1 rRNA gene is annotated in these 1,084 nt (G+C 52.9%); it reads right to left on the bottom strand.

Features of this window, described 5'->3' with window-relative positions:
- Positions 1-58: 58 nt before the first annotated feature.
- Positions 59-1,084 (bottom strand): 23S ribosomal RNA (locus JCM9152_RS21045); the annotation flags it as partial.

Below are 1,084 nucleotides of genomic sequence, written 5' to 3'. Positions count from 1 at the left end.
ATTGAAAGAAAGATTCCTTCAAAACTAGATCATGGTCATTGAAACACGTCAGAATATCTTGGATAAGTCCTCGACCGATTAGTATCTGTCAGCTCCACGTGTCGCCACGCTTCCACACCAGACCTATCAACCTCATCATCTCTAAGGGGTCTTACTGGATTAACTCCATGGGAAATCTCATCTTGAGGGGGGCTTCATGCTTAGATGCTTTCAGCACTTATCCCGTCCACACGTAGCTACCCAGCGATGCTCCTGGCGGAACAACTGGTACACCAGCGGTGTGTCCATCCCGGTCCTCTCGTACTAAGGACAGCTCCTCTCAAATTTCCTACGCCCGCGACGGATAGGGACCGAACTGTCTCACGACGTTCTGAACCCAGCTCGCGTACCGCTTTAATGGGCGAACAGCCCAACCCTTGGGACCTACTTCAGCCCCAGGATGCGATGAGCCGACATCGAGGTGCCAAACCTCCCCGTCGATGTGGACTCTTGGGGGAGATAAGCCTGTTATCCCCAGGGTAGCTTTTATCCGTTGAGCGATGGCCCTTCCATGCGGTACCACCGGATCACTAAGCCCGACTTTCGTCCCTGCTCGACTTGTAGGTCTCGCAGTCAAGCTCCCTTTTGCCTTTGCACTCTACGAATGATTTCCAACCATTCTGAGGGAACCTTTGGGCGCCTCCGTTACTGTTTAGGAGGCGACCGCCCCAGTCAAACTGCCCACCTGACACTGTCCCTGAACCGGATCACGGTTCGAGGTTAGAATGTCAGCACCGTCAGGGTAGTATCCCACCGACGCCTCCACGTAAGCTGGCGCTCACGCTTCCAAGGCTCCTACCTATCCTGTACAAACGGTACCAACATCCAATATCAAGCTACAGTAAAGCTCCATGGGGTCTTTCCGTCCTGTCGCGGGTAACCTGCATCTTCACAGGTACTATAATTTCACCGGGTCTCTCGTTGAGACAGTATCCAAATCGTTACACCATTCGTGCGGGTCGGAACTTACCCGACAAGGAATTTCGCTACCTTAGGACCGTTATAGTTACGGCCGCCGTTTACTGGGGCTTCAATTCAGAGCTTC

Origin of the sequence: Halalkalibacter hemicellulosilyticusJCM 9152 (assembly GCF_000513115.1) — a bacterium.
Taxonomy (GTDB): Bacteria; Bacillota; Bacilli; order Bacillales; family Bacillaceae_D; genus Halalkalibacter; species Halalkalibacter hemicellulosilyticus.
The sequence above is the reverse complement of the archived record's forward strand: the minus strand, read 5'-3'. Positions and strand labels throughout refer to the sequence as shown.